Source organism: Pelagibacterium sp. 26DY04 (assembly GCF_031202305.1).
Classification (GTDB): Bacteria; Pseudomonadota; Alphaproteobacteria; order Rhizobiales; family Devosiaceae; genus Pelagibacterium.
The window spans coordinates 3,843,116-3,863,149 of record NZ_CP101731.1; the positions used below are offsets into that span (position 1 = coordinate 3,843,116).

At 62.1% G+C, this 20,034-nt stretch carries 24 protein-coding genes; 11 read left to right on the plus strand and 13 right to left on the minus strand.

What is annotated here, in order from left to right; translation table 11 throughout:
- Positions 1 to 31: 31 nt before the first annotated feature.
- Complete coding sequence (locus NO932_RS19090; RefSeq protein ID WP_309208952.1) at positions 32 to 541, plus strand: hypothetical protein; 510 nt, start codon at positions 32 to 34, stop codon at positions 539 to 541.
- Positions 538 to 1,560 carry a DNA polymerase III subunit delta gene (gene holA, locus NO932_RS19095; RefSeq protein WP_309208953.1) on the plus strand — a complete coding sequence of 341 codons (1,023 nt, stop codon included), beginning with the start codon at positions 538 to 540 and terminating at the stop codon, positions 1,558 to 1,560. Before NO932_RS19090 ends, holA begins: the two co-directional genes overlap by 4 nt.
- Before the next feature lie 52 nt (positions 1,561 to 1,612).
- On the opposite strand, the gene NO932_RS19100 is transcribed toward holA, so the two are convergent.
- The 8 genes from NO932_RS19100 to hemE all read right to left on the minus strand — a co-directional run bounded on the left by NO932_RS19100 (position 1,613) and on the right by hemE (position 10,493).
- Entirely contained in the window at positions 1,613 to 2,497 is an 885-nt protein-coding gene (locus NO932_RS19100; RefSeq protein ID WP_309208954.1) for a ParB/RepB/Spo0J family partition protein, read from the minus strand.
- A gap of 11 nt (positions 2,498 to 2,508) precedes the next feature.
- Positions 2,509 to 3,309: a ParA family protein gene (locus NO932_RS19105; RefSeq protein ID WP_309163502.1), complete on the minus strand. Its 801-nt coding sequence runs from the start codon at positions 3,307 to 3,309 to the stop codon at positions 2,509 to 2,511.
- Positions 3,310 to 3,452: 143 nt separating this feature from the next.
- Complete coding sequence (gene rsmG, locus NO932_RS19110; protein ID WP_309208956.1) at positions 3,453 to 4,046, minus strand: 16S rRNA (guanine(527)-N(7))-methyltransferase RsmG; 594 nt, start codon at positions 4,044 to 4,046, stop codon at positions 3,453 to 3,455.
- A gap of 62 nt (positions 4,047 to 4,108) precedes the next feature.
- On the minus strand, positions 4,109 to 5,974 hold the full coding sequence (gene mnmG, locus NO932_RS19115) for a tRNA uridine-5-carboxymethylaminomethyl(34) synthesis enzyme MnmG (protein WP_309208957.1): 1,866 nt from the start codon (positions 5,972 to 5,974) through the stop codon (positions 4,109 to 4,111).
- Between the two features lie 100 nt (positions 5,975 to 6,074).
- A complete protein-coding gene (gene mnmE, locus NO932_RS19120) occupies positions 6,075 to 7,385 on the minus strand; it encodes a tRNA uridine-5-carboxymethylaminomethyl(34) synthesis GTPase MnmE (RefSeq protein WP_309208958.1) in 1,311 nt (436 codons plus the stop codon).
- Positions 7,386 to 7,572: 187 nt separating this feature from the next.
- Entirely contained in the window at positions 7,573 to 8,838 is a 1,266-nt protein-coding gene (gene rho, locus NO932_RS19125; RefSeq protein ID WP_309163499.1) for a transcription termination factor Rho, read from the minus strand.
- A 183-nt stretch (positions 8,839 to 9,021) separates the two neighbouring features.
- Positions 9,022 to 9,456 carry a protoporphyrinogen oxidase HemJ gene (gene hemJ / locus NO932_RS19130; RefSeq protein WP_309208959.1) on the minus strand — a complete coding sequence of 145 codons (435 nt, stop codon included), beginning with the start codon at positions 9,454 to 9,456 and terminating at the stop codon, positions 9,022 to 9,024.
- Positions 9,453 to 10,493, minus strand: coding sequence for a uroporphyrinogen decarboxylase (gene hemE / locus NO932_RS19135; RefSeq protein ID WP_309211090.1), 1,041 nt, complete (start codon positions 10,491 to 10,493; stop codon positions 9,453 to 9,455). The genes hemJ and hemE overlap by 4 nt, the downstream gene beginning before the upstream one ends.
- Before the next feature lie 503 nt (positions 10,494 to 10,996).
- Between hemE and NO932_RS19140 the strand changes: the two genes are divergently transcribed.
- The 4 genes from NO932_RS19140 to dnaQ are packed head-to-tail and all read left to right on the plus strand — an operon-like array spanning position 10,997 to position 13,711.
- Positions 10,997 to 11,542 (plus strand): Maf family protein, encoded by a 546-nt coding sequence (locus NO932_RS19140; RefSeq protein ID WP_309208960.1) that lies wholly within the window; start codon positions 10,997 to 10,999, stop codon positions 11,540 to 11,542.
- Positions 11,539 to 12,366 (plus strand): shikimate dehydrogenase, encoded by an 828-nt coding sequence (locus tag NO932_RS19145; protein ID WP_309208961.1) that lies wholly within the window; start codon positions 11,539 to 11,541, stop codon positions 12,364 to 12,366. Before NO932_RS19140 ends, NO932_RS19145 begins: the two co-directional genes overlap by 4 nt.
- A 23-nt stretch (positions 12,367 to 12,389) precedes the next feature.
- The gene (coaE, locus tag NO932_RS19150; protein ID WP_309208962.1) at positions 12,390 to 12,983 is read left to right on the plus strand and encodes a dephospho-CoA kinase; all 594 of its coding nucleotides are present in this window, start codon (positions 12,390 to 12,392) and stop codon (positions 12,981 to 12,983) included.
- Positions 12,984 to 12,988: 5 nt separating this feature from the next.
- Positions 12,989 to 13,711, plus strand: coding sequence for a DNA polymerase III subunit epsilon (gene dnaQ, locus NO932_RS19155; RefSeq protein WP_309211092.1), 723 nt, complete (start codon positions 12,989 to 12,991; stop codon positions 13,709 to 13,711).
- A gap of 52 nt (positions 13,712 to 13,763) precedes the next feature.
- Here the strand turns inward: dnaQ and secB are convergent, their stop codons facing one another.
- Both secB and NO932_RS19165 read right to left on the minus strand, forming a co-directional pair.
- Positions 13,764 to 14,306 carry a protein-export chaperone SecB gene (gene secB, locus NO932_RS19160; protein ID WP_309208963.1) on the minus strand — a complete coding sequence of 181 codons (543 nt, stop codon included), beginning with the start codon at positions 14,304 to 14,306 and terminating at the stop codon, positions 13,764 to 13,766.
- 120 nt (positions 14,307 to 14,426) lie between these two features.
- Complete coding sequence (locus NO932_RS19165) at positions 14,427 to 14,855, minus strand: FxsA family protein (RefSeq protein WP_309163491.1); 429 nt, start codon at positions 14,853 to 14,855, stop codon at positions 14,427 to 14,429.
- A gap of 191 nt (positions 14,856 to 15,046) precedes the next feature.
- On the opposite strand from NO932_RS19165, the gene NO932_RS19170 reads away from it, so the two are divergent.
- The 5 genes from NO932_RS19170 to NO932_RS19190 all read left to right on the plus strand — a co-directional run bounded on the left by NO932_RS19170 (position 15,047) and on the right by NO932_RS19190 (position 17,686).
- A complete protein-coding gene (locus tag NO932_RS19170) occupies positions 15,047 to 15,763 on the plus strand; it encodes a Tim44/TimA family putative adaptor protein (RefSeq protein ID WP_309208964.1) in 717 nt (238 codons plus the stop codon).
- A 21-nt stretch (positions 15,764 to 15,784) separates the two neighbouring features.
- Complete coding sequence (locus NO932_RS19175; protein WP_309208965.1) at positions 15,785 to 16,396, plus strand: Smr/MutS family protein; 612 nt, start codon at positions 15,785 to 15,787, stop codon at positions 16,394 to 16,396.
- On the plus strand, positions 16,393 to 16,761 hold the full coding sequence (locus NO932_RS19180; RefSeq protein ID WP_309208966.1) for a helix-turn-helix transcriptional regulator: 369 nt from the start codon (positions 16,393 to 16,395) through the stop codon (positions 16,759 to 16,761). Before NO932_RS19175 ends, NO932_RS19180 begins: the two co-directional genes overlap by 4 nt.
- Positions 16,762 to 16,831: 70 nt before the next feature.
- Entirely contained in the window at positions 16,832 to 17,227 is a 396-nt protein-coding gene (locus NO932_RS19185) for a hypothetical protein (protein WP_309208967.1), read from the plus strand.
- Positions 17,228 to 17,686 carry a hypothetical protein gene (locus NO932_RS19190; protein ID WP_309208968.1) on the plus strand — a complete coding sequence of 153 codons (459 nt, stop codon included), beginning with the start codon at positions 17,228 to 17,230 and terminating at the stop codon, positions 17,684 to 17,686.
- On the opposite strand, the gene hslU is transcribed toward NO932_RS19190, so the two are convergent.
- From hslU to hslV, 3 genes are read right to left on the minus strand one after another with little or no spacing between them, the layout of a single operon-like run.
- Positions 17,683 to 18,993, minus strand: a complete 1,311-nt coding sequence (gene hslU / locus NO932_RS19195) for an ATP-dependent protease ATPase subunit HslU (protein ID WP_309163485.1) — start codon at positions 18,991 to 18,993, stop codon at positions 17,683 to 17,685. The genes NO932_RS19190 and hslU overlap by 4 nt on opposite strands.
- Positions 18,990 to 19,499, minus strand: coding sequence for a GNAT family N-acetyltransferase (locus tag NO932_RS19200; RefSeq protein ID WP_309208969.1), 510 nt, complete (start codon positions 19,497 to 19,499; stop codon positions 18,990 to 18,992). Before NO932_RS19200 ends, hslU begins: the two co-directional genes overlap by 4 nt.
- The gene (gene hslV, locus NO932_RS19205) at positions 19,496 to 20,023 is read right to left on the minus strand and encodes an ATP-dependent protease subunit HslV (RefSeq protein WP_309208970.1); all 528 of its coding nucleotides are present in this window, start codon (positions 20,021 to 20,023) and stop codon (positions 19,496 to 19,498) included. Before hslV ends, NO932_RS19200 begins: the two co-directional genes overlap by 4 nt.
- Positions 20,024 to 20,034: the final 11 nt, after the last annotated feature.

The window sequence follows — 20,034 nt, forward strand, 5'->3', positions numbered from 1 at the left end:
CGGACACGCGACAAAACAAGGACTTAGAGCATTGAAGCGATTCGGAGAAAAGCGGAAATGCGTTTTTCGCGCCGCCGCCCTGGGCCTTGCCCTTTCGGCCTCCCTTGTCCTGAGCGGCTGCACGCTGACCCCTGTCTATGGCGATGCGGCCGCCGCCCGGTCCAGCCTGGCGCTGAGCTATGCCGAACCGGAAACCCGGCTCGAACAGGTCGTCTATCAGACGCTTTCGGCGCGCCTTGGTTCGGACGATCCCTCGGCCCCGCGGTTTTCCGCCACTGTTTCGGCCGGCGCCAGCCGGCTGGGCGTTTCCGAGCTATCGAGCCCGCTGACCGACTATCTGGTCACCGCAACGGTTACCTATACGGTGACCCAGAACGGCACGACGCTCGCCAGCGGCCGCCGCACCGGAACGGCCAGCTACCAGACCACCGGCCAATATCTTGCCGACGATACCGCCCGCGCCAATGCGCAGGAACAGGCGGCCCGCGCCGCCGCCGAAGCCGTACGGCTGGCGCTGATCGCGGCGCTCGCGCCGCAATGACGGCCCTCAAGGGCCGCGACATCGACAGATTCCTCGCCCAGCCCGATCTCAAATCGGGCCTGGTGCTTGTTTATGGGCCCGATACGGGCCTGGTGGGGGAGAATGCCGGGCGGCTGGTCCGCCATTTCGCCGGCGATCCCCCCGATCCCGAGAGCCTTGCGCAACTGCATATGAGCGAGATCGATGCCGATCCGCAGCGGCTCGGAATTCTGGCGCGCAGCCCGTCGCTATTCGGCGGCGGGACGACCATCCGCATCCGTGGCGCAAGCAACAAGCTTGCGGCAACGCTCTCCGAACTGCTCGAAGAGGGTGCCGAGGCGGTGTTTATCGTCGAAGGCGGCGATCTCAAGCCCTCCGATGGCCTGCGCAAGCTCGCCGAAAGCCGCAGGGACGCCCGCGCCCTGCCCTGTTACGCCGATTCCGGCCAGACCATCGATGCGCTGATCCGTGAAACATTTGTCTCAGCCAATATCAGCCTTGAGGCCGATCTTGTGCCCATGCTGCGCGAAATGCTGGGCAATGACCGGCAGATCACCCGCCGGGAGCTCGAAAAACTTGTTCTTTTCGCCGGCGAGGGCGGCAAGCTTTCACGCGAGGACGTGACGCGGCTCTGCGGCGACAACGCGGCCTTGGCCATCGATGCCGTGGTCGATGCCATCGCCACGGGCCATGCCCGGCGCTTTGACGAAGCCATGACGCGCGCCACCAGCGCCGGCACCGATCCGCAGCGCCTTTTGATTGTCGCCATGCAGCATTTTTCCCGGCTGCGCGCCATGCGCGCCGAAATGGACGCCGGGGCCGGGCTCGATCAGGTGATCAGTCGGGCAACCCCGCGCATCCACTTTTCTCGCAAGGCAAGCATCGAACAGCAGCTCCGCCTCTGGTCGGACGACGCCCTGGCCTCGGCCTGCAATCGGCTGGCTACAGCCATCGCCGATAGCCGCAAGACCGCCTCGCTCGCCGCGGCTTCAGGCCGCCAGGCGATGCTCGCCGTGTGCATGGCTGCGGCAAGACGATAATATTTTCAACAGCTTGGCACGATGTTTCACGTGCAACGCCGCTCTTTTGGTCTCAATGCGAAAGCAGCCGCGTGCACACGCCATCGAGCTGTTCGAGCGTCTTGTAGCGGATCTCGAGCTTGCCGCCCCGATCGCGGTGTTCGAGCGTCACGGACAGCCCCAGCGCATCGGAAAGCTGCTTTTCCAGCGCCAATGTGTCGGCATCCTTCGAGGACGGGCGCTTTTCGCTTGAACCAGCGGGCGCACGACGCACCTCGCTGTCCTTTTGATGCAGGGCCTCGGCCTCGCGCACCGAAAGCCCGGCATCGACGATCCGCCGCGCCAGGGCCAGCGGATCTTCCGAGGTGATCAGGGTCCGGGCATGCCCGGCGGTCAACTCGCCCCGGCCGAGCATATCCTGCACTTCGTTGGGCAAGCGCAGCAGACGCAGCGTGTTGGCCACATGCGAGCGCGACTTGCCGATCACCTGGGCGAGGTCGTTCTGGGTGTAGTCGAACTGTTCGATCAACTGCCCATACCCTTGCGCTTCTTCCAACGGGTTGAGGTCGGCGCGCTGCACGTTCTCGATAATGGCGAGTTCGAGCGCTTCCTTGTCGTCCACCTCGCGGATGATGACCGGCACTTCATGCAGGCCGGCTTTCTGTGCCGCCCGCCAGCGGCGCTCGCCGGCGATGATTTCATAAACATCGGGGCCCTGCTCGCTGGGCCGGACCAGCAAAGGCTGCATCACGCCCTTCTCGCGGATCGAATTGGTCAGATCCTCGAGTTGTTCGGGATCGAAATCCTTACGCGGGTTGGCGCGGTTGGCGATGATGAATTCGACGGGAAGCCGACGCGTGCCCGTTCCCGATTCCGCCTGACGCGGCGCATCGAGAGGCTGCATATCGCCGATAAGAGCGGCAAGGCCGCGGCCGAGACGAGTGGGTTTGTCGTTCATGGTCTTCTCCATCACGCCGCCCGCAACTGGCGTTCGCGCTTGATCACTTCGGTGGCCAGGCGAAGATAGGCCTGGCTTCCGGCGCATTTGAGGTCATAGAGCAGTGCCGGCTTGCCATAGGAGGGCGCTTCGGAAAGCCGCACATTGCGCGGGATCACCGTATCGTAAACCAAAGTGCCCATATGCTCGCGCACATCATTGAGCACCTGTTCGGAAAGGTTGTTGCGCTTGTCGAACATGGTCATCACTACGCCCTGGATCGACAGGCGCGGATTGAGGGTCGAGCGGATCTGCTCGATGGTCTGCAGCAATTGGCTCAGCCCTTCGAGCGCGAAGAACTCGCATTGCAGCGGCACCAGCACGGCATCGGCAGCGGTGAGCGCGTTGATGGTCAAAAGATTGAGGGACGGCGGGCAATCGATCAGCACATAGGTGATCGGCTTGTTATCGATCAGCACCTCATGGGCATTGTCGAGGGCCGATTTCAAACGGAAGGCGCGATCGCGCTCCGCGGCGATGGTCAATTCGACGCCCAGCAGATCCATGGTCGAAGGAACGATGGCGACATTGGGCACCGAGGTCAGCACCGCCGATTCCTTGACCGTCGCTTCGTTGAGCAGCAGGTCGAAGGACGAGCGCTCGCGTTGCTGGCGCCCGAGGCCGAGGCCGGTGGAGGCATTGCCCTGCGGATCGAGGTCGATAATCAGGACACGCTCGCCAATGGCCGCCAGGGCGGTGGCGAGATTGATGGCTGTCGTCGTCTTGCCGACGCCACCCTTCTGATTGGCGAGAGTAAGGATACGGGGATGCATCTGGCCTCCGAAACCTGTGCGGCTTCAAACACTTAAAGCTGGAACCGTTACGGATGTGATCGAACCAAATCCCCGGGTTCCAACCCGCTGTTGTGTCGCGTTCCCGAACCACAAGAGTGGTGCCCCACTATTGCCGGAACGCACTATGGCTTTGGACGAAGATCACTGATTTCGAGAATGACGCCGTTTTCGTCCGTCGCGCTTTGATGCTTTAACACATCGTAAACCCAATCTGAATCCGCTGATTTGAGTTCTTCCCCAAATTCGCGCCCCTTGTGCAGCAGGGCGCGGCTGTCCTGGGACCACAAGCGATGAAGATAGGATAAGAGGAGCGGCATGGGGGCCAGCGCGCGGGAGGTAAAAAGATCAACATGGCCAATGGCTTGCGGATCGATGGCTTCGATGCGCGCCGTATGGACGGTTACGGGGAGATCGAACTCACGGACTGCGGCGCGCAGAAACGCACATTTTCGCGAATTGGATTCGATGAGGTGCATCGAGAACTCGTGCCCTTTGAGCGCAATCGCCAGCGGAATGGCCGGAAATCCGCCGCCACTGCCGATATCGAGCACGTTCATCCGTGTGGATAGTTCGCCGATCAGCGGTAAGAGCTGTAACGAATCAAGGATATGGCGCTGCCACAGATCGCCCGGTGTTTCACGTGAAACGAGATTCTGCACCTTCTGCCAGCGCTGAACAAGGTGCACATATGAGTCGAGATCGGATTTTGTGGCCATTATCGACCGGCCTAGATGCCGTTCATAAGCACCGATGTGCGATTCGGGCGAAATCTCCCCCCTCACGACGCCTTGCGCTCCATGCGCCCGCGCCGGATGACGGCAAGGATCAAGGTCAGGGCGGCGGGAGTGACGCCCTCGATGCGCTGCGCCTGAGCAATGGTCTGGGGCCGTGCCGCGATAAGCTTCTGCTTCATTTCGTTGGAGAGGCCGGGCAGAAGGGCATAGTCGAGCCAATCGGGAATGGTCCGCGACTCGTCGCGGCGGACCGCTTCCACATCGGCCTGCTGCCGCTCCAGATAGACGGCATATTGCGCATCGATAGCCAGTTGCTCGTAAGTATTTGATTCCATATCGGAAATCTCAGGCCAGATCGCTTCGATATCCGCTCGTTCGGTTGTCGGATAACTCATCAGTTCGAAGGCCGACCGGCGCACGCCGTCGGCATTGACATTGACCCCCGCCTTGCGCGCTTGAGTGGGCGTGGCCGACAGGGATTTGAGCAGGCTGCGGCCGGTTTCCAGCCGATTCATCCTCGCCGCGAAATGTTCGCGCCGCTGTTCTCCGACAAGGCCGATATCGATGCCGAGCTGGGTCAGGCGCTGATCGGCATTGTCGACGCGCAGTTGCAGCCGGAATTCGGCGCGCGAGGTGAACATGCGATAGGGTTCGGTAACGCCTCGGGTGATGAGATCATCGATCATCACCCCGAGATAGGAATTGGTGCGCGACAGAACCAGCGGCTCGCGGCCGAGCGCGGCGAGCGCCGCGTTGGCGCCGGCCAGCAGGCCTTGAGCGGCGGCCTCTTCATAACCGGTGGTGCCATTGATCTGTCCGGCAAGATAAAGGCCAGGCAGAGCGCGCAGCATCAGGCTGGGCGAGAGCTCGCGCGGATCGACGTGATCATATTCGATTGCATAGCCGGGGCGCTTGATGACGACGTTTTCCAGGCCGGGCATGGCCTTGAGGAAGGCGAGCTGAACGTCTGCCGGCAGGGAGGTCGAAAGCCCGTTGGGATAGATTGTGGGGTCATCGAGCCCTTCGGGCTCGAGAAACACCAAATGGCTGTCCTTGTCGGCAAAGCGGACGATCTTGTCTTCGATCGAGGGGCAATAGCGCGGGCCGCGCGATTGGATTTTCCCCGAATACATGGCCGAGCGCGAAAGATTTTCGGAAATGATCCGATGCGCGTCCGCCGTAGTGCGGGTTTCAAAGCACGAGATCTGCGGCGTGGTGATTCGGTCGGTCAGGGCCGAGAACGGCTCGGGCGGATGATCGCCCTGCTGTTCGGACAGCACCGAAAAATCAATCGAGGCCGCATCGAGCCGCGGCGGCGTTCCGGTCTTGAGCCGCCCGAGCTTGAGCCCCAGGGCTTCGAGCCTTAGCGACAGCCCGAGCACCGGCTTCTCCCCGGCCCGTCCGGCCGGGATGGTTTCTTCCCCGCGATGGATCAGCCCGCGCAAAAAGGTTCCCGTGGTCAGCACCACCGCCCTGGCGCCGATGCGCCGCCCGTCGAGCAACACCACGCCCGTGACGACGCCATCGGCGACGATCAAATCATCGACCTCGCCTTCGATGATATCGAGATTGGGCGTTCCGGACAGCTCGGCCTGCATGGCCTCGCGATAGAGCCTGCGGTCCTCCTGCGCCCGTGGGCCCCGCACCGCCGGCCCCTTACGCCGGTTGAGCACCCGGAACTGAATACCGCCCTTATCGGCAATCCGGCCCATCACCCCATCAAGCGCATCGATCTCGCGCACCAGATGCCCCTTACCCAACCCGCCGATCGCCGGATTGCAGCTCATCTCACCGATGGTCGCGAATTTATGGGTGACCAGCGCCGTAGGGACACCCAGACGCGCGGAAGCCGCCGCAGCTTCCGCTCCGGCATGGCCGCCGCCAACGATGATCACACCATAGTCAGTCATGGATGGGTCCGAACTGTTTCACGTGAATCCAACATAGGGCTTCAATACCGTGTTTCACGTGAATCAACACCATCAACATGGCGTCAACGTTTCACGTGAATCACTTGCCGATGCAAAAGCCGGCAAACAGCCGGTCGAGCACGGCTTCATTGTCCATCAGCCCGATCAATCCGGCCAGCGTATCGGCGGCACGGCGCAAATCTTCGGCGCAAAGCTCGGGCTGGTCGATCCGGGCCAGCGCCGAGTGAATATGCGCAATCGCCGCGCCGAGCGCTTCCTTGTCGCGCAAATGGCTGACAAGGCTCGGCTCGCCGCCGCCCAGGCGCTGTTCAATATGGCGTTCCAGGCGTTCGATCAAGAGGGGAATGCCCTCCCCCGTATGGGCAGAAAGCGCCAGACCGGCAGTTTCCGGGGGTGCCGCCAGGTCTGATTTGGTCGCCAGAGTCCAGACCGGAACTGCCAAGGGCTCGATGGCCGGCGTCGGAGCATCCGGCGCAACGAGCAGCAGAACCAGATCGGCGGCGTACATGGCGCGACGCGCCCGGCGGATGCCCTCCCCTTCGGCCAGGCTATCGGTCTCGCGCAGGCCGGCGGTATCGGTGAGCGTCACGAGCTGGCCACCAAGATCGATGGAAACGTCCTTGGTGTCGCGGGTAGTTCCCGCTTCGGCGGTGACGATCGCCAGATCGGAACCGGCCAAGGCATTGAGTAGGCTCGATTTCCCGGCATTGGGCGCACCGGCCAGAACGATGCGAAAGCCTTCACGGGTAATGCGCCCGCGCTCATACCCCTGCAACGCATCCTCAAGCGCTGCACCGAGCGTTTCGAGGTCGCTAACGAAATGCTGAGGCAGCTCGAAAGGAACATCATCCTCGTCGGAAAAATCGAGCCTGGCTTCGATTTCGGCGCGGGAATCGAGCAACAGCCCGCGCCAGAGCGCGATCCGATCGGCAAGCCCACCCTCGAGGCGAGCGAGCGCCTGACGGCGCTGGGTCTCGGTTTCGGCGGCGAGAAGATCACCCAAACCTTCAATGGCCGTGAGGTCGAGCTTGCCGTTCTCGAACGCGCGGCGGGTAAAATCGCCCGGCCCGGCGAGCGCGATCCCCTCCATCGCCGTCAGCGCCGCGAGAATGGCTTTGACGCCGGCCGGCGATCCATGGACCTGCAGCTCGGCGCAATCCTCGCCCGTAAAGGAGTTCGGAGTCGGGAAAAAGGCGAGAAGGCCCTGGTCGAGCGCCTCGCCGGTGGCCGGGTTACGCAGAACGCGAAGGGAAAGGTGTCGCGGGCGCGGGAGGGTGTCGCAAAGGGCTTGGACGGCAGCGAAGGTTCGGGGGCCGGACAAGCGGATCACGGCAACGCCGGAGGGCAGGCTGCCGGAGGAAAGCGCCACGATGGTCGAAGCTTGAGTCACCGATTGCAGGTCCATGCTGATGGGACCGAAATAGTCACATTAGGCAACCAACCGCAAGACGCAGAGGTGGGTGTGGCAGCCTAGCGGGCCCTCGGGAAAAGCTCGAGGACGGCGACTGAAGCGAAAATCACCGCTCCCGTCAGTGATTGACAGGAACGGTGTGTTCACAGAACCCATGAGCCACCAATCAGGTGTTCATCGATTCGAAGAATTCGCTGTTGGTCTTGGTCTGGCGCAGCTTGTCGAGCAGGAATTCCATGGCATCGACAGTACCCATCGGGTTGAGGATGCGGCGCAGGACGTACATCTTGCGCAGGATATCGGGCTCGACCAGCAATTCTTCCTTGCGGGTGCCGGACTTGGTGACATCGATCGCCGGGAAAACGCGCTTGTCGGAAACCTTGCGGTCGAGGACGATTTCCGAGTTGCCGGTGCCCTTGAACTCTTCAAAGATCACTTCGTCCATGCGGCTTCCGGTATCGATCAGCGCCGTCGAGATGATGGTGAGCGAACCGCCATCCTCGATGTTGCGCGCCGCGCCGAAGAAGCGCTTGGGGCGCTGCAGGGCGTTGGCGTCGACACCACCGGTCAGAACCTTGCCCGAAGAGGGCACAACGGTGTTGTAGGCGCGGCCCAGGCGGGTGATCGAATCGAGCAAGATCACGACATCGCGCTTATGCTCGACAAGGCGCTTGGCCTTTTCGATAACCATTTCAGCAACTTGCACGTGGCGCGAGGCCGGCTCGTCAAAGGTCGAGGAGATGACTTCGCCCTTGACCGAGCGCTGCATGTCGGTGACTTCTTCCGGCCGCTCATCGATCAGAAGCACGATCAGATAGCATTCGGGGTGATTGGTGGCGATCGATTGTGCAATATTTTGCAACAATACCGTCTTACCGGTACGCGGCGGCGCAACGATCAGGGCGCGCTGGCCCTTGCCGAGCGGGGCGACGAGGTCGATGACCCGCGCCGAGCGATCCTTGGTGGTAGGATCGGCCAATTCCATCTGCAGCCGCTCATCAGGATAGAGCGGGGTGAGATTGTCGAAATTGATCTTGTGGCGGACCTTTTCGGGGTCCTCGAAATTGATGGTGTTGACCTTGAGAAGCGCGAAATAGCGCTCGCCTTCCTTGGGGGACCGGATCTGGCCCTCGACCGTGTCGCCGGTGCGCAAACCGAAGCGGCGGATCTGGGAGGGACTTACATAGATGTCGTCGGGCCCGGGAAGGTAGTTTGCGTCAGGGGAGCGCAGAAAACCGAAGCCGTCGGGCAGAACTTCGACAACGCCTTCGCCGGTGATTTCGACATCACGGGTCGCCAATTGCTTGAGTATGGCGAACATCAACTCCTGCTTGCGCAGGGTATTGGCGTTTTCGACTTCGAGCTCTTCGGCAAAGGACTGCAATTCGGCCGGAGATTTGGCCTTGAGGTCCCTGAGCTTCATGAATTCCATGATCAGCCTTCTTAGGGGAGATGGAGAGATAAGGATAAAGAAAGGAGGGGAGAAGCGGGGCGGAGCGTCTGCCGCCCGTCTCACGGCGAATGCGTGAGTTGCGCTTTATGTAGCTATTGGTTCGGCTGATTGCAAGCATAACCGTTTTTGATCGCGCTGTCGCGCCAAACCAATGTGATTGGCTCAGAACGGCCTGACGATCACCGCGACTACGATAACGATCATCAGAACCGTTGGCACCTCGTTGAGGAGGCGGAAATAGCGCGCCGATTTGGTGTTCTCGTCACGGGCGAACTGCTTCTGGTGCCGCGCCAGGAGCCCGTGCAGCCCCGACATCGCGAAAACCGCGACCGCCTTGAGCCAGGGCCAGCCTTGAGAAAAATCGACGACGCGGAAATGAAACACCAGCGTCAGTCCGAACACCCAAGTGGCGATCATGGCCGGGGTGGTGATGGCGCGCAAGAGGCGCCGTTCCATGATCTTGAAGGTTTCCGACTGCACCGAACCCTTTTCGGCGTCCACATGATAGACGAAAAGCCGGGGCAGATAGAACATGCCCGCCATCCAGGCGATGACGGAAATCACATGCAGGGCCAGGGTTATGGCGTACCAGTTCATCCCTTGATGACCTTCAAAAGATCGGAAACGTGAGCAATCGGGGTCTGGGGCACGATGCCGTGCCCGAGATTGAAGATATGTGGGCGGTCGGCAAAGGCCGCGACGATCTCGCGGGCCCGGCTTTCCATCTGCGCGCCGCCGGCCACCAGCCGCAGCGGATCGAGATTTCCCTGGACAGTCAGCGTTTTTGGCAAGGTCTGCGAAGCGAAGGCGAGCGGGGTCGCATAATCGAGCCCGAGCACGTTAACGCCGGTTTTCTCGGCATATTCGGCCAGCATTCCGGCCGCTCCACGGGGAAATCCGGTGATCGGAGCATCGGGAACCAGTTCACGCACCCGCGCCACCAATCTGCGGTTGGGTTCGATCACATAGTTGCGGAAGGCGGTCTCGTCGAGATTGAGGGCCCAGCTTTCAAAGATCTGCACCATGTCCGCTCCAGCCCTAAGCTGAGCGACCAGGTATCGGGCGGAGACTTCAACAAGAATGTCTATGAGCGCGGCAAAGGCAACCGGTTCGTTCAAGGCAAACAGGCGCGCCGCCGCCTGGTCGGAAGATCCCTTGCCACCCAGCATGTAGGTGGCAACCGTCCAGGGCGCGCCGCAGAACCCGATCAAGGTTTTTTCCTGGGCCAGGGCAGCTTTGATCTGCTCAAGGGTTTCAAGGACCGGCGTCAGATGATCGAGAGCCTTTCCAGGGCTGAGCGAAGCGACCGACTTTGCATCGAGCGGTTCGAGAACCGGTCCTTCTCCCTGCGCGAAACGGACCGGCTGGCCCAGGGCGTCGGGGATGACCAGGATATCGGAAAAAAGGATCGCAGCGTCGAGATCGAAACGCCGAAGCGGCTGTAGGGTCACTTCGCAAGCCAGGGCCGGCGTATAACACAGATCAAGAAAGCTGCCCGCCTTTGCCCGCACCTCGCGGTATTCGGGAAGGTAGCGGCCGGCTTGGCGCATGATCCAGACGGGAGGCGTTTTTTGTTTGTGTCCGAGCGCTGCGTCGAGCAGCGGCTTGCCGGTCGGCTGAGGAGAGGCGCGCAAATTCAAGGGGTGGAACCCGTCATGTCTAAGAATCTAAATAGATTCTGTTTTTTCTTTATGGCTGTGTTTTGCACCAATTGTTTGCTGCTCACAACCAGGGGACCCAAATTGGCGTTGCGTCAGTTGCGCGCGGCGAGGGGGAGTCGATGAACGCCCCGGAAATTGGGGATGGAGCACGGCCAAGCCCCGGCTGTTAATGGTTCGTTAAGAGATGTGGCTGTGCAAAAGCTTAACGGAAAGTTAATGCGATGCCGCCCGTCGGCGCCGGACCTTTTCCCCGGACTTGTCTACAGGGCGATGGGCGTGTCCCCAGTTAATGGGCTGTTAACGCAAAATCGGACGTTGGGGAAAAGATGCGACCGGACAGCCCATTGGGGCGATTTGGCTTTAACTGTTGAAGCGGGTGTGAAAAACCTCACACCAACAAAGCTCGCAAAGCCCCGGCCATGCTGATCCTTGCTTCAAAAAGTCAAACGCGAAGAACGCTTCTGGAAAACGCTGGTTTGCGCTTTTCGGTTGCATCGGCGTCAATCGATGAGCGGGAAATCGAAACCGAACTGTTGACCGTCGATCCGAATCGCGCCGCCCTCGCCAGGGAGCTGGCCGAGGCCAAGACGGTTGCGGTGAGCGCGCGAACCCCCCGAGCCTGGGTGATCGGAGCCGACCAGACGCTCGATTTCGAAGGCAGAGGCTTCCATAAGCCTACCGACCGGGCCGAGGCGGCCGAAAGGTTGATGGCGATGGCGGGCAAAGCCCACCAGCTCCATTCGGGCGTGGCGCTGGCTCGAGACGGGGCGATCGTCTGGAGCGCGGTGGAAACCGCAACGCTGCGATTCAAATCCTTTTCCCGTCAGACGCTCGAAACCGTGCTCGATCTCGAGGGCGAAGCGATTTTGGCTTCGGTTGCCGCTTATCGGCTCGAAGGGCCCTCCATTCGCCTTTTCGAGGCTATAGAGGGAGATTATTTCACAATTCTCGGCCTGCCGCTTCTCCCTCTGCTGGAGGCGCTCGAGCGGCATGCGCCGCAGCTTCTGGAGGCGAGCCGATGAAAAAGGCATTCGTCATCGGCTGGCCGATCGGCCATTCGAAATCCCCCCTGATCCATGGCACATGGATTGCCGAACATGGGCTGGACGCCAGCTACGAGCCGATCGCCGTGGCGCCTGCCGATCTGCCGGACTTTATCGAAAGGGTGCGGAGCGGAGAATTTGCCGGCGGCAACGTCACCATTCCGCACAAGGAAGCGGTGATGGCGCTGATCGACGAGGTCGATCCCCTCGCCGCAAAGATCGGGGCGGTCAATACGCTGGTGGTCAGCGATGGCCGGATCGCTGGCAGCAATACCGACTATCTGGGATTTCTCGCCAATCTCGATGCCGGCGCGCCGGGCTGGGACCGCGAACTCGAATCGGCGATCGTTCTGGGCGCGGGCGGCGCTTCGCGCGCCATTCTGGCCGGGCTGATCGACAGGGGTATTGCCCGCATCGACCTGCTCAACCGCACCTCCGCCCGAGCCGAGGCCCTGGCGGCCGAGTTCGGCGCGGCGGTCCGACCCGGAGCGCTGGCCGAATTTGCCCGTCAGGCCGGAACGGCCGGGCTGGTGGTCAACACATCTTCGGTGGGCATGGAAGGCACCGCCTTCGAAGGGGTCGACCTCTCGCTACTTTCGGGTTCGGCGGTCGTGACCGACATCGTTTATACACCGCTTGTTACCCCCCTTCTCGCCCAGGCGCGGGACAAAGGGTTGGCCACTGTCGATGGGCTGGGTATGTTGCTTTATCAAGCCGTGCCGGGATTTGCCGCCTGGTTCGGCACGGATCCGGCGGTAACGGCCGGCCTGCGCCAAAAAGTTCTGGCCGCAATGGGCCAATAACAGGGGATTTTACGACCTCATCCATGCTTCGCGTTGTGCTGACGGGCTCGATCGCCACGGGAAAATCAACGGTTCTGGCGCGATTCGCCGAATGCGGCATCCCCGTCTATTCGGCGGACGAGGCCGTGCATGACCTCTATGCCGGGGAGGCCGCGCCGCTTGTCGAAACCCTGTTTCCCGGAACGGTCAAGGACGGGGTGGTCGACCGCAAGGCGCTGAGCGCGGCGATCGCTGTCGAACCGGGCCGGATGTCCGAACTCGAAGAGGTGATCCATCCATTGGTGCGCGAAAAGGCCGTCGAATTTTCCGATGCCTCCGAGGCGGCCGGCGCCCCCTTGGCGGTGATCGAAATTCCGCTGTTTTACGAGACCGGCTCGCAATATTCGATCGATCGGGTGATCGTCACCCATTGCGATCCGCACATCCAGCGCCAGCGCGTGCTCGCTCGGCCGGCCATGAACGAAAAAAAGCTCGAACTCATTCTTTCGCGCCAGCTCACCCAGGATGAAAAGCGGGCCCGCGCCGATTATGCGATCGACACCTCCGGAACCATGGACGAAACCATCGCCGCGACCGACGCGGTGATCGACAGGTTGCGCGCGGAGGCGGGCCGGTGAATCTTTTGCGCGAGATCGTCCTCGATACCGAAACCACCGGACTTTCCCCGGCCGGAGGCGACAGGCTCGTCGAAATCGGGTGCGTCGAGCTCATCAACCACGTGCCGACCGGCCGGCATCACCACATCTATATCAATCCCGAACGCGACATGCCCGAGGAGGCGTTCCGCGTGCACGGGCTTTCCGACGAGTTCCTGCGTGACAAGCCCAAATTTTCCGAAGTGGCCCAGGGGTTCGTCGATTTCATCGGCAACGACACGCTCGTCATCCACAATGCGCCCTTCGACATGGGGTTCTTGAACGCCGAACTCGAATGGTGCGGGCGGCCGCGACTCACCAATGAGGTGATCGACACGGTGATGCTGGCCCGATCCATCCATCCGGGCGCCAGGGTAAGCCTCGATGCGCTCTGCAAACATTACGGCATCGACAATTCCCGCCGCACGCTGCACGGGGCGCTGCTCGACAGCGAGATCCTGGCCGAGGTCTATCTCGAGCTGATCGGGGGCCGGCAGGTGGCGCTGGCTCTTTCGGCCGAAACCGAGATCGCCATACGCGGCAGCGGCACCAGGGCTCCGGCGCGTCAGCGACCCACCCCCCTGCCCAGTCGGCTCACGCTCGAGGAACGAACCGCCCATGCCGCCTTCATCGCCGAAATGGGCGATAGCGCGCTCTGGCTCAAATACCAGGCTGTCGAGATCGAAATCCGCCAGATGGAAAGCGCATGAAAAAAGCCCCGGTCTTCCGGGGCTTTTTGCTTAAGTTCGAAAAGGGCTCGTTCTAGTTGACGGTCGGCTTGGCTTCGTCTGCCGGCCCGCCGTTCTGTTTGGCCTTCTCGGCCGCGGCGGCGAGGTTGCGGCGGTAGAGGGCAAGGAAATCCACAGGCTCAAGCAGCAGCGGCGGGAAGCCGCCCGCTTGGATGGTGGAGGCCAGGACCTGACGGGCGAAGGGGAAGATCAGCCGCGGGGCTTCGACCATAAGCAGCGCGCCAAGCTGGTTTTCCGGGATGTTGCGGGTGCGGAACAGGCCGCCATAGACCAGCTCGACCGCATAGAGCACCTTGTTGTCGCGCTCGGTCTTGACGTTCAGGCCGATCTCGACGGCGTAGACGTCGTCGGCCTGCTTTTTGACCTGGACGTTGATGTTGACGTTCGAGCCGGGGTTGACCTGGCCGGGGACCAGCGAAGCGGGCGCATTGGGATTTTCAAAGCTCAGATCGCGCACATACTGGCCCACAATGCCGAATGCGGGAGCCTGCGTCGCATCCGGTGCGCCCTCGCCTGCGGCCGCCGGTTGGCCATTGTTCTCGGTGTCTTCAGCCATTGGCCAATAAGTCCTTCATGTCGTTTTCTCGGCAAGGCAGCCGGCAAAGGCCGCCCAAGCGGTGCGTTTGGCTATCACTTTTGCGTCCCGCGAACAAGGTTGGCGGGCATGGCTCCGGCTTCAGCGATAATCGCCGCTGTCGAGATCGATGGATTTATAGGCTGGCCCCGGCTGGGAGGGGCGGTAGGTCGAAACCACCACCATGTTGCGGCTCAAAAGCCGGTAGAGCGCGCCGCGCACCGGCGGGATGAGCAGGGCAAAGCCGATGAGGTCGGTCACAAAGCCGGGAACGACCAGCAACAGGCCGGCCAACGCGATCATCATCATATCGGCGAACTGGCGGGCTGGAACCTCGCCGCGCGCCATCATGGCGCGGCTGTCGAGCACCATGCCCAGCCCCTGCCAGCGCACGATCATGATGCCGGCGACGGCCGTGAGGACGATGGCGGCAAGCGTTGCCAGAATGCCAATCTGGCCGCCCACCCAGATAAAGCCGGCGATCTCGATGAATGGCAGGGCGAGTAGTGCGAGGGCGATGAAACGGGCCACGGGCGCTTTCGATCCTTTCTCCGCCGCGATGAACCTCTGGCACCGGTGCGGCATTGCTATCACAATAATGCCACCGCAAACTGGTTTGCGGGGGCTCGTTTACATATATATAGGACCAAGTGCTCAGTTTGCGACCCGGCAGCAGGGCCCCGCGAAACCAGACCCCGATTTCGGAGCGAAGAATTTCACTCATGGGCGAATTTTTGGACTTTCCCACCCTCATCGTCATCGTGGTGGCCATCGTTGTGCTCTTGCGTCTGCGTTCGGTGCTGGGCACCCGCACGGGCAACGAACGGCCGCCCTCTGCGCGCTACGAATCGATTTCGCGCACCCGGCCCGACAATGACGAGAACGTCGTCCAGATGCCGCGCCGCAATCCGCAGGATACCGCCGAAGCCGAGCGCGCCCAGCGCAAGCTCGAAGCCGAGATCGAGAAGTTCTCCGCCGGCAAGGCCGAAATCGAAGATGGCCTGCGCGCCATCGCCCAGGCCGATCCCACCTTCTCGCCCAAACAGTTCATCGAAGGCGCCAAATCGGCCTATGAGATGATCGTCACCGCCTATGCGGCGGGCGACCGCAAGAGCTTGAAGAACCTGCTCGACAAGGATGTCTATGACAGTTTCGAAGCGGCGATCATCGAGCGCGAAGCGGCCGGGCACAAGGTGGAGTTCACCTTTGTGGGCCTCTCCAATATCGAGTTTGCCGAAGCCGAGCTCGACAAGCGCAATGCGGTGGTGACATTGCGGATCGATGCCGAAGTGGTGTCGATCACCCGCGACCGCGAGGGGGAGATCGTCGAGGGCACGCCCGGCCAGGTCGTGGCCATCGCCGACGAGTGGACCTTCCTGCGCAACACCCGCTCGCGCGATCCCAACTGGAAGCTCGTTGCCACCAACGATTTGGACTGAGCCGGCAAGGCTCCGTTTACCATGGCCCGAAAACCGTCCGGACCGAGATCCAAAAAGCCCGGACCGGTGCGTGACTGGCACCTTTGGAACGCGGTCGGCCAGACGGTCGACCCGCTTCTCAAGCGCAAGAGTGCCGATCCCAAGGCGCTGCTCGACGCGCTCGAAGAGGCAGGGCAGGAGCCCGATGCAGGCAAGCCGAAGGACAATTCCCCTCGTTTTGCCCGCGCTCCCCTGCCCTCGACGCGTCCGGTGATCGCCGCCTCCAAGGTGGCGGCCTCGGAAAAATCGATCGAACCCAATCTCAAGCGCCGCCTGTCGCGCGGCCATGAACCGATCGACGCCACGCTCGACCTTCATGGCATGACCCAGGACCAGGCGCGCGCCGCGCTCGAGCTTTTCGTTCCCGCCCGGGCGGCGCGCGGCGACAGGACGCTGCTGATCATCACCGGCAAGGGGATCAAGAAAACCGGCTACCTGCAGATGGAGCACAAAGGCATTCTGCGGTCCATGGTGCCGCTCTGGCTCAACGCGCCCGAACTGGCTCCGCTTGTGGCCGGAATCGATCCGGCCCACCAAAGCCATGGCGGCGGCGGCGCGCTTTATGTGCGATTGAAACGCAAGAGGCAGATGTGACCCCGCTCGGCGCCAAATTGCGGAAATTGCGGGCCGAGCGCGGCATCGCGTTAAAGGACATGGCCAAGGCGCTCAACGTGTCGAGCGCCTATCTCTCAGCGCTCGAACACGGCAAGCGCGGCAAGCCGACATGGTTCATGGTCCAGCGCATCATCGCCTATTTCAACGTCATCTGGGACGAGGCCGAGGAAATCCAGCGGCTGGCGGAAATCTCCGATCCCAAGATGACGATCGATACCTCCGGGATGGTGCCCGAGGCGACGGAATTGACCAACGTCCTGGCCCGCGAAGTGGGGCGGCTGAGCGCCGAGGATTTTCGCGCCCTGCGCGACGAGGTGATGCGAAGGGCGGTCAAGCGCGGCTAGGAGGAACGCCGCAACGGGTTGCGCGTTAAAGCCGAAAGGCCGGCAAAGCCGGCGTTCGGAGGACCGCACCATGGCATGGCTTTCCCGTCGCGATCTCATCGCTTTCGCCCTCGTCGCCCCGTTCGTCACGGCAGCACCGGTTTTCGCCCATCACGGCTGGTCGTGGACCAGCGAGGAATGGTTCGAACTCGAGGGCACCTTGACCGATATCTATATCGGCCAGCCCCATCCCACCCTCACGCTCGATGACGGCACGCGGGAATGGACGGTGGAACTGGCGCCGGTCGATCGCACCCTTGCCACAGGGTTTGACGAAACCACGGTGGCGAACGGCGATAGCGTGACCGCCATCGGTCACCGGGCGCTCGAAGAAACCGATTATCGGATGAAGGCGGTGCGGCTGGTGACCGAGGTGGGCACCTTCGATGTCTATCCCGAATTCGCTGCAGAGTACGATCAGCGCTAGATGCTGGAAGCGGTCGAGCAACTCCCGCTCGCACAATTCCTGCGGCGCGACATCTACGCCTATCCCCTGGTCAACGCCCTGCACATCCTCTCGCTGGGCGTGCTGGTCACTACGGCGCTGCTGATGGATTTTCGCATGCTGGGCCTGGGGAAAAAGGTGGCGCTCGATGCGACGATCGAAACCTTGCGTCCGCTGGCGATCGGCGCGCTTCTGGCCGCGGCCTTGACCGGATTTCTTCTGTTTTCAGTCCAGCCGGACAATTACGCCGGCAATCCGGTGTTCATCACCAAGCTCGTGCTGATCGGGTTGGCCTTGGCCAATGCGGGATTTTTCGTTTTCGGCCGCTGGCACGCGGCGCCGCACACGCTGATGGCGCGGCTTTCGGCAGCCTTGTCGATCCTGCTGTGGATCGCCGTGCTGCTCGCCGGCCGCGCCATCGCGTTTTTCGGGGGTGACTAAAGGATATAGCGGCTGAGGTCGGTGTCCCCGGCCATCTTGCCCACGGTCTCGCGGACCCGCTCCCCATTGATGGTCAGCGTTGTGCCCGCCTTGTCGGGGGCTTCGAATGAGATGTCCTCGACGAGCTTTTCGAGCACGGTCTGCAGCCGGCGCGCGCCGATGTTTTCCACAGTCGCATTGACCGAAACGGCGATATCGGCCACCGCCTCGATGGCGTCGGGGGTGAATTCGAGGGTGACGTTCTCGGTGCCCATCAGCGCCACATACTGCCGGATCAGCGAATATTCGGTGTCCGAGAGAATGGCGATGAAGTCCTCGCGCGTCAGCGCCCGTAGCTCCACGCGGATCGGCAGGCGGCCCTGGAGTTCGGGCAAGAGGTCGCTGGGCTTACTTACGTGGAAGGCGCCCGAGGCGATGAACAGGATATGGTCGGTGTTGACCGGCCCGTATTTGGTCGCAACGGTTGTGCCTTCGATGAGAGGCAGAAGATCGCGCTGCACGCCCTCACGCGAGGGGCCGCCGGTCACCCCGCCCTCGCGGGCGGCGACCTTGTCGATCTCGTCGATGAAGACGATGCCGTGATTTTCGACAAGCTCGATGGCTTCGAGGTTGATCTTGTCCTGGTCGAGGAGCTTGTCGGCTTCCTGGTTGATGAGCAGATCGTAGGAATCCTTGACCTTAACGCTGCGCTTCTGCGTGCGGCCGCCGAACGCCTTGCCGAACATGTCGGAGAGATTGATCATGCCGATGCCGCCGCCCGGCATGCCGGGCATGTCGAACATGGGATTGCCACCGGTCGCGGGTACTTCGATCTCGATCTCCTTGTCGTCGAGTTCGTTGGCGCGCAGCTTCTTTCTGAACGCATCGCGGGTCGAGGGCGTCGCGGACTGGCCGACCAGGGCGTCGATCACCCGCTCCTCGGCATTGAGGTGAGCCTTGGCCTTCACCTCGGCGCGCTTCTTGTCCTTGAGGATGACGATGCCGGCCTCGACCAGATCGCGGATCATCTGTTCGACGTCACGGCCCACATAGCCCACTTCGGTGAATTTGGTGGCTTCGACCTTGACGAACGGCGCCTGGGCCAGGCGGGCGAGACGGCGCGAGATCTCTGTCTTGCCCACGCCGGTCGGGCCGATCATCAGGATGTTCTTGGGCGAAACCTCGCGCCTTATATCCTCTGGGAGCTGCTGGCGGCGCCAACGGTTGCGCAGCGCGATGGCCACGGCCCGCTTGGCATCGGACTGGCCCACGATATAGCGGTCGAGTTCGGAAACGATCTCGCGAGGGGAAAAGCTTCTGTCGGTCATTGTTGGTCTTCTTTGTCTAGGAACAGCACCATGAGGTGCTCGTCGATATCCTGATTGTCGATGTGAAGTGCCCTGGGCTCGGTGCCGTATGTGCAGAACCCCAGGCGCTTGTAGAGATGGATGGCCGCAACGTTATAGGCGCCCACGCCAAGATGGAGCTGGCGCAGACCCGCGCTCCGGGCGTGCTCGACAAGAGCCGAAAGCACCTTTTTGCCGATCCCCTGCCCCCGCGCGTCCGAAGCAACGATCATGCCCCAGACATGGCCGCGATGGGCCATTGATGCATGGCGGGGAACGAAATAGGCGACGGCGCTCAGAAGGCGGTCATTGCCGAGCGCGCCAAGGACGACGTTGTTTTCCAGCGTCCGGCGGTGGTCGTCGAGCGTGAGCCTTGATTCTGCGCCATAACTGGAGGCGAAGGCCCGCGCATCCGATTTGAGGCCGTCGAGCCGCAGGTCGCGATAGGCCTGGGCGTCGTCCGGCCCCAATTGTCGGATGGTGGTCAAGCGTCCGTCTCGAGGGTTTCGACGGTGAGATCGGAATTGGTGTAGACGCAGATGTCGGCGGCGATCTCCATGGCCTTGCGTGAAACCTCTTCGGCCGATTTATCGCTGTCGGCGAGCGCCCGTGCCGCGGCCAGCGCGTAATTGCCGCCCGAGCCGATGGCGGCGATGCCGTCTTCGGGGGAAAGCACGTCGCCGGTGCCGGTCAGGATCAGCGTGTCGGACTTGTCGACCACGATCATCATGGCCTCGAGCCGGCGCAGATAGCGATCGGTGCGCCAGTCCTTTGCCAGCTCCACGCAGGCACGCATCAACTGGCCGGGGTATTGCTCGAGCTTGGCTTCCAAGCGCTCCGAGAGCGTGAAGGCGTCGGCCGTCGCGCCAGCAAAGCCGGCCAAGACCGATCCGCCCGCCAGGCGCCGGACCTTTTTTGCCCCATGCTTGATGACCGTCTGGCCGAGCGTGACCTGCCCGTCGCCGGCGACCACCACCTGATTGCCCTTTCGGACTGAAACGATTGTCGTCATGAAATTCTGAA

Bases quoted from the DNA above. Each gene is read 5' to 3' on its own strand.
- holA (WP_309208953.1), top strand. From the start codon at position 538: ATGACGGCCCTCAAGGGCCGCGACATCGACAGATTCCTCGCCCAGCCC.
- NO932_RS19100 (WP_309208954.1), bottom strand. From the start codon at position 2,497: ATGAACGACAAACCCACTCGTCTCGGCCGCGGCCTTGCCGCTCTTATC.
- NO932_RS19105 (WP_309163502.1), bottom strand. From the start codon at position 3,309: ATGCATCCCCGTATCCTTACTCTCGCCAATCAGAAGGGTGGCGTCGGC.
- rsmG (WP_309208956.1), bottom strand. From the start codon at position 4,046: ATGGCCACAAAATCCGATCTCGACTCATATGTGCACCTTGTTCAGCGC.
- mnmG (WP_309208957.1), bottom strand. From the start codon at position 5,974: ATGACTGACTATGGTGTGATCATCGTTGGCGGCGGCCATGCCGGAGCG.
- rho (WP_309163499.1), bottom strand. From the start codon at position 8,838: ATGGAATTCATGAAGCTCAGGGACCTCAAGGCCAAATCTCCGGCCGAA.
- hemJ (WP_309208959.1), bottom strand. From the start codon at position 9,456: ATGAACTGGTACGCCATAACCCTGGCCCTGCATGTGATTTCCGTCATC.
- NO932_RS19145 (WP_309208961.1), top strand. From the start codon at position 11,539: ATGAAAAAGGCATTCGTCATCGGCTGGCCGATCGGCCATTCGAAATCC.
- coaE (WP_309208962.1), top strand. From the start codon at position 12,390: ATGCTTCGCGTTGTGCTGACGGGCTCGATCGCCACGGGAAAATCAACG.
- secB (WP_309208963.1), bottom strand. From the start codon at position 14,306: ATGGCTGAAGACACCGAGAACAATGGCCAACCGGCGGCCGCAGGCGAG.
- NO932_RS19170 (WP_309208964.1), top strand. From the start codon at position 15,047: ATGGGCGAATTTTTGGACTTTCCCACCCTCATCGTCATCGTGGTGGCC.
- NO932_RS19175 (WP_309208965.1), top strand. From the start codon at position 15,785: ATGGCCCGAAAACCGTCCGGACCGAGATCCAAAAAGCCCGGACCGGTG.
- NO932_RS19185 (WP_309208967.1), top strand. From the start codon at position 16,832: ATGGCATGGCTTTCCCGTCGCGATCTCATCGCTTTCGCCCTCGTCGCC.
- NO932_RS19190 (WP_309208968.1), top strand. From the start codon at position 17,228: ATGCTGGAAGCGGTCGAGCAACTCCCGCTCGCACAATTCCTGCGGCGC.
- hslU (WP_309163485.1), bottom strand. From the start codon at position 18,993: ATGACCGACAGAAGCTTTTCCCCTCGCGAGATCGTTTCCGAACTCGAC.
- hslV (WP_309208970.1), bottom strand. From the start codon at position 20,023: ATGACGACAATCGTTTCAGTCCGAAAGGGCAATCAGGTGGTGGTCGCC.